The sequence below is a fragment of the Collinsella sp. CLA-ER-H2 genome (genome assembly GCF_040092405.1).
GTDB lineage: Bacteria > Actinomycetota > Coriobacteriia > Coriobacteriales > Coriobacteriaceae > Collinsella.
On sequence record NZ_JBBNLO010000048.1, the window covers coordinates 1 to 6,490 of the forward strand.

Consider the following 6,490-nt stretch of genomic DNA (forward strand, 5'->3'; position numbering starts at 1 on the left):
AACGAGCGTACAGATCCATACGGCCTTGTCTCTTAGGATTAGTTTGAGAAGAAGTCGACAGTACATTTAGAAGCACCTACATTCCTCAAAGCATCGTTAGATTGATAATGACAGACCGAATGAAGATACGTGCGACGGGGGCGAGGCGAATGGCTGAGCGGTATCGATATGCGGGTTCAACGGCATCATATTGACCACATAGATTATTAACTTGCATTTCTAACAGTTAAGGAGACGGGCGTTTTCCAGCACACTCCTTCGATGATACCTTCCGCTAGCCGCTATGATGGTTTCATCCAACAAAGAAAGTGCCCGGGCGCCCAACGCGGGCTGGACCGCGCGCCAGACGGCTCTTCCCCGCGTGGCCCGCCCCCTCACGCTCATGTTGCAGACGTGTAACGCCGCAGCGAGCGCGCCCTTTTTTGCGCCACACAGGTACAATGATGAACACTGTACCGTAGCGGAGCGCCCCGCGCGCGCCGCAATCACGCGAAAGGGTTTCCCATGGCCGAGATCTCGTCCTCCCGTATCGTCATCACCGTCCTTGGCAAGAACCGCCCCGGCATCGTCGCCGGCGTCACCCGTGTCCTAGGCGAGGCCAACGTCGACATCCGCGACATCACGCAGTCCATTATCGAGGACATCTTCACCATGACCATGCTGGCCGATACCGCCGAGTCCAAGCTCGACTTCGCCGAGCTGCAGAAGGCCCTGGCCGAGGCCGGCGAGCTTTCGGGCGTCAACGTGTCCATCCAGCGCGAGGACGTCTTTAACTTTATGTACCGCCTGTAGCGAGCAAGCCGCTGGGGATAGCCTGACGCGCGCATGCCCATGCAAGTCACCCCGATGCGGCCCGGAGAGGAGCGCGCATGGCCTACGACGCCAAGAAAATCTATTACCGCTTCGATGACCACTTGAGCCGACTAGTCCTGGATTACGAAGCAAGCCGCCAGATTTCGTCTGAGAGCGAAAGCCTCTACCACGGCCTGCCGACCGACCCTTATGACGAGGGCCTGTTTGTCGAGCACAATGTCAAGCGCGGCCTGCGCAATGCCGACGGCTCGGGCGTGGTCGCGGGTCTCACTCGTATCTCGGATGTGCACGGCTACAACAAGGTCGACGGAAAGGTCGTGCCCGATCAGGGCAAGCTCACGCTTCGCGGCTACAGCATTGAGGATCTGGTCAACAATGCCCAGGCCGAGAATCGCTACGGCTACGAGGAAGTCGCCTATCTGCTTATCACGGGTTCGCTGCCCAACAAGGAAGAGCTCGACGGCTTTTGCGAGCGCCTGGGCGCCTTTAGACATCTGAGCGACGAGTACGTTAAAGAGTTCCCTATGACCACGGTGTCGTCGAGCATCATGAACGTGCTCCAGCGCGCCGTACTGCTGCTCTACGCCTTCGATGCCGAACCAGACGTGATCACGCCCGAGCACGAAATCGACGTCGCCATTTCCATGCTCGCACGTCTCCCGCGCATCGCCGCCTTCGCACACATGGCCTCGGTCGCCAAGCTTCGCGGCTCCGAGGTTCACGTGCCGCACCCCACGCCCGGCCTCTCCACCGCCGAGACCATCCTACAGGTCTTGCGCGGTGGCATGGCGTTCACCCGCGACGAAGCCATGCTGCTCGACGTGATGCTCATGCTGCATGCCGAGCACGGCGGCGGCAACAACTCCACGTTCGCCTGCCGCGTGCTGTCCTCATCGGCCACCGACCCGTATTCCGCCTACGCCGCGGCTATCGGCTCGCTCAAGGGCCCGCGCCACGGCGGTGCCAATGCCAAGGTCGTGTCTATGCACGAGGACATCCGCGCGCATGTCTCCAACTGGGAGGACGAGGACGAGGTCGCAGCCTATCTGGGCAAGATCCTCGACAAGCAGGCCTTCGACGGCACGGGTCTCATCTACGGCATGGGCCACGCCGTCTATACGCTCAGCGACCCGCGCGCCGAGGTCTGCCGCCGTTACGCGCGCTCGCTGGCAGCCAAGAAGGACTTGGGCGAAGAGTTCGCGCTCATCGAGCGCATCGAGCGCCTGGCACCCCAGGTCATGCGCGACCACGGCATGACCAAGCCCATCTGCGCCAACATCGACCTGTACACAGGCTTTATCTACAAGATGCTCGGCGTGCCCGAGACGCTTTTTACGCCGTTATTCGCCGTCGCCCGCATGGCCGGCTGGTCGGCACACCGCATGGAAGAGCTCTTCTGCGCGCACCGTATTATTCGCCCGGCCTATCGTCCGGTGATCGAGCCGCTGGAGTACAAGCCGCTCGCCGACCGCTAGGACGCGAACCGTTATAGAACTCGAGCGTGGCCAGGGACCCAAGCCCTCGGCCACGCTTTTTATGCCAGTAGAAAGGGCTGCATCAAATGATTGTGTTTTCCGATATGGATGGGACGCTGCTGACGAGCGATAAGCAAATGAGCGATGCCACCTGGGCGATGCTCGACGAGCTCGCACGTCGTGGCATCGAGTTTGTTCCCTGCACGGGACGTCCACTGTCGGGCATCTTTGAGCCCATTCTCGCCCATCCCGCCGTGCATTACGCGGTCTGTGCCAACGGCGCCAGCGTCTGGCAGCTCGACGAGGATACGCCCACCGACGCCTCGCGCGCCACGTGCATCTTGAGCCGTCCGCTCGACCGTGGCATTGCCCACCGCATCCATCGCATTGCCGCCGGCCACGATGTGACCTTCGATATCTTCGCGGATGGGCAGTGCTTCCTCCCCCGCTCGCTCTACACGCGTCTGGATGAGTTCTGTGGCGGCGACCCCCACATCGCGGCTTCGCTCAAGCGCACACGAACGCCGATCGACATGAATATCGACAGCAAGATCGACGAGGTCGAGACGCTCGAACGCATCGCTATGTACTGGCACGACCCCGCCGATCGCGACGCCATCGCGGCGGCGCTCGACACGCTCGGAGGCATTGAGGTCACGCGTTCGTACGCCATGAATATCGAGGTTATGGGCGAAGGCGCCACCAAGGGAACGGCCCTCACGTGGCTGTGTGAGCATCTGGGCGAGCGTCTCGCCGACGCCTGGGCGTTCGGCGACAACATCAACGACATCCCCATGCTGCAGGCAGCGGGCCATGGCATGGCCATGATCAACGCCGAGCCCGAAGATCGCGAGGCCGCCGACGCCATCACCGAATACGACAACGACCACGACGGCGTCGCCCGCACCATCATGGCCGCCCTCGCCTAGTCATTGGTCAGTCATTGGGGACGTTCTTAAACGACTAGTCACTGGGGACACTCTTCGCAAAAAGCTGCAAGGACTGTCCCCCACTGTCGGCAGAAAAGGAACGTCCCCATCTGCCGGATTAGGAGAGACTCTCCAGCACGCGACGGAGCTCCTGCTGGACGGCGTGGTCGCGGTTACAACCCACCACGCGATCGGCCACCGCCTTGAGCGCGGGGCGCGCGTTTTCCATCGCGCAGCCCGTGCCGACAAAGCGAATGATCTCGTAGTCGTTCATCGAGTCGCCAAACGCCATGACCTCGTCGCGACCAATGCCGTAATGCTCCGCGAGCTGCGCGATACCCGAGGCCTTCGACACACCGGGCTGCATGGCATCGATCCACGCGTTGCCCGAAGGCGCAAAAGTAAAGAGCTGACCAAGTTCGCGCTGTAGCACGTACGCACTGTCCATAACCGCACTGTCGTCGCAAAAGATACTCGCTTTGATGATATTTACGCTGGGATCGGGCAGCTCCCAAATACGCTCGGCATTGGGAAGGTCCTTATCGACCTCACGCACGAACTTGCACTCGTCATCGAGCAGGAAGGACTTGGTTCGGTCAAAGAGCGCAAGATGCAGATTGGGAAACGTCCTGACGGCTTGGGCGAGCCTTCGAATCGCCAGGTGGGAATACACCTCACGGTCTACCATCTTACCGTCGGCGTAGACTTGGGCGCCGTTAGCGGCGACAAAGTCCATCTTGTCGCGAACGGGCGCAAAGAACTCGCACAGGCGATCGTAGCGACGACCTGACGATGCGGCGAAATGCACGCCATGCTCGTGTAGCGCCAGAATCAGTTCGTAGGTCTCGGGAGGCACCTGGCCGTTTTCGTCAAGCAGTGTGCCGTCCATATCGGATGCAATCAGTTTAAACATAGAAAAGCTCCCTTCGGGCTTGTTGGAATCGAACGTGTATCCGATTCCAACGTACCCAAAGGGAGCTCAAATAAGACTCCGCGGGCGTAAACGTTACATAGACCTGGCAAATAGCTCACGCGTGCCAGAGAGCCCACGACCGCGGCGGCAGGCGACACACGGAAGAGTGTCCCCGACGACTAGTCGTTTAAGAACGTCCCCGATGACTAGTCGGCGTAGGTGAAGGTGGTGACGTCGAACATGCCCTCGGGGCGGATGCGGAGCGTCGGGATCACCGGCAGGGGCAGGAAGATGATGCCCATGATGGGGTCGAGCGGCGGCTCGATGCCCATGGCGCGCGCCTTGACCATAAAGTCGTCGTGCTGCGCGGCGACATCCTCGGCCGTGCCCTCGCTCATCAGGCCACCGAGCGCCAGCGGGATGCGCGCTACGACCTCGCCATCGCGTACCAGCACGTGGCCGCCCTGGCCAACAGCCTCGACGGCAGCCATCATGTCGGCCGCGTTGTCGCCCACCACGCACACGTTGTGCGAATCGTGGCCAATCGTCGAGGCGATGGCACCGCCCGTGATGGTAAAGCCGCGCACCCAGCCGCGACCAATGTGCTTGCCAACGAGACCCAGGCCCGCAGGACCATCACCGTCGGCGCCCTCGGCCTGCAGTGACACGCCGCGGCCGTGGCGCTCGATCAGCATAATGCGGCGCAGGCCCTCGGCGCTCTCGGGGCGAGCCATGCCCGTGATGGCCTTACCCGGCACCACGTCAATCACGGCCTCGCCCGGCTTAAAGGCATAGTCAAACACGTCGAGCGAAAGCTTCGGCAGCTTAACGGAGGCGCGCAGCTCATCGGCAAGGGCCGCAACCTCGGCCATCTCGGGTGCGATCTCGCCCACAAAGGTGCCGTCCTGCGCCACCAGAGCACCGGCGGCATATACGCGATGCGGAGCCTTGGCAAACGTCAGGTCATCGAGCAACAGCAGGTCGGCGCGTTTGCCCGGGGCGATCGCGCCACGGAGCTCATGCGGGTCGCGACAGCCGTGGTCCAGGCCAAATGCCTCAGCCGTGGAAAGGGACGCCATGGAGATGGCGACCACCGGGTCGATGCCGGCCTCGATGGCCACGCGGCAGGCATTGTCGATCATGCCGGTCGAAAGAGCATCGGAGGGAGCGCGGTCGTCGGTCGCAAAGCAGCAGCGGCGGGCGCGGGCAGGGTTCTCCAGCAGCATCGGAGACAAATTGGCCAGGTCATGGCTGCACGTGCCGTCACGCAGCATCACATACATGCCGCGGGACAGCTTGTCGAGCGCCTCCTCGGGAATCGTCGACTCGTGGTCGGCGATAATGCCCGCTGCGGCATAGGCGTTGAGGTCCATACCGGCAACGAGCGGCGCGTGGCCGTCAACCTGCTTGGACGGCGTCTGGTTGGCAGCATCGATGCGGGCACAGGTCTCGGGGTCGGCCATAAAGACGCCCGGCAGGTTCATCATTTCGCCCAGACCAAAGACATCGCCCGGATGCTCGGCAAAAAACGCCTGCATGTCAGCGGCGGTAATCACAGCGCCCGCTTGCTCGTCGGGCAGTGCGGGCACGCACGAAGGCATCATGTACTTGATGGAGATGGGCGCACGACGACCATCCTCGATCATAAAGCGCAGGCCGTCGAGACCGGCAACATTGGCAATCTCGTGGCTGTCGGCAATGGCGGTGGTAGTACCGCGCGTCGCGGCCATGCGAGCATACTCGGCGGGACGGATGTTCGAGGACTCAATGTGCAGATGCCCGTCAATAAAACCGGGAGCGAGATAGCGACCCTGGCAGTCGACGACCTCAGTTGCCTCGTAGGTGCCAGCGGCATCGTCGCGACCATCGTAGAGCACGCCGACGATCACACCGTCCTTGACGGCAACGCTACCGGGCGCCACACGCTGGCCATACACGTCGACGATCTGCGCATTGGTAAACAGCGTGTCGACGGGCACGCGACCCTCGGCTGCATCGATCACAGACCTCATGACCTCAACGGACATACATACTCCTTTAACCGTAGAAAAAAGCTGCGGAGCGGACAGACCTTCACCGCAGCAAACCAATAGCAATTGTATGCCCAAAAGAAGGCCGCCGATAACACCCCTTCCGCTTAACGGTAAGCGCCCAAAAGTAGTCGTTGGGGACGTTCTTAAACGACTAGTCATTAAAGAACGTCCCCGATGACTACTTGCGACCAAGGCAACGCCGATGTTTTGGCAACGACAGACACTATGACCCAATCCGAGGGCACTGAAAAGATAGGAGCCCCCGCTCGTGACCGCGGGTCGGGGCTGCGACAATGATGTTGAAGTGCCATAGGCGCAGCCGCGCCG

At 61.5% G+C, this 6,490-nt stretch carries 5 protein-coding genes; 3 read left to right on the top strand and 2 right to left on the bottom strand.

All coding sequences use genetic code 11. The annotated features are described in order from the left end of the window. Nucleotides 1-504: 504 nt before the first annotated feature. From AAAX59_RS09420 to AAAX59_RS09430, 3 genes are all read left to right on the top strand, one after another. Nucleotides 505-792, top strand: coding sequence for an ACT domain-containing protein (locus tag AAAX59_RS09420; RefSeq protein ID WP_006235289.1), 288 nt, complete (start codon nt 505-507; stop codon nt 790-792). Between the two features lie 77 nt (nt 793-869). Continuing rightward, on the top strand, nt 870-2,288 hold the full coding sequence (locus tag AAAX59_RS09425; protein WP_195644076.1) for a citrate synthase: 1,419 nt from the start codon (nt 870-872) through the stop codon (nt 2,286-2,288). A gap of 86 nt (nt 2,289-2,374) precedes the next feature. Beyond that, complete coding sequence (locus tag AAAX59_RS09430) at nt 2,375-3,217, top strand: Cof-type HAD-IIB family hydrolase (protein ID WP_118094465.1); 843 nt, start codon at nt 2,375-2,377, stop codon at nt 3,215-3,217. A gap of 118 nt (nt 3,218-3,335) precedes the next feature. Here AAAX59_RS09430 and AAAX59_RS09435 read toward each other — a convergent pair whose 3' ends face one another. Both AAAX59_RS09435 and AAAX59_RS09440 read right to left on the bottom strand, forming a co-directional pair. Then, on the bottom strand, nt 3,336-4,130 hold the full coding sequence (locus tag AAAX59_RS09435) for an HAD family hydrolase (protein ID WP_006235286.1): 795 nt from the start codon (nt 4,128-4,130) through the stop codon (nt 3,336-3,338). A 206-nt stretch (nt 4,131-4,336) separates the two neighbouring features. Continuing rightward, nucleotides 4,337-6,157, bottom strand: a complete 1,821-nt coding sequence (locus tag AAAX59_RS09440; RefSeq protein ID WP_349071569.1) for an adenine deaminase C-terminal domain-containing protein — start codon at nt 6,155-6,157, stop codon at nt 4,337-4,339. Nucleotides 6,158-6,490: the final 333 nt, after the last annotated feature.

What these genes read in the sequence shown, in the direction of transcription:
- AAAX59_RS09420 (WP_006235289.1), top strand. Translation starts at nt 505, where the DNA reads ATGGCCGAGATCTCGTCCTCCCGTATCGTCATCACCGTCCTTGGCAAG.
- AAAX59_RS09425 (WP_195644076.1), top strand. Translation starts at nt 870, where the DNA reads ATGGCCTACGACGCCAAGAAAATCTATTACCGCTTCGATGACCACTTG.
- AAAX59_RS09430 (WP_118094465.1), top strand. Translation starts at nt 2,375, where the DNA reads ATGATTGTGTTTTCCGATATGGATGGGACGCTGCTGACGAGCGATAAG.
- AAAX59_RS09435 (WP_006235286.1), bottom strand. Translation starts at nt 4,130, where the DNA reads ATGTTTAAACTGATTGCATCCGATATGGACGGCACACTGCTTGACGAA.
- AAAX59_RS09440 (WP_349071569.1), bottom strand. Translation starts at nt 6,157, where the DNA reads ATGTCCGTTGAGGTCATGAGGTCTGTGATCGATGCAGCCGAGGGTCGC.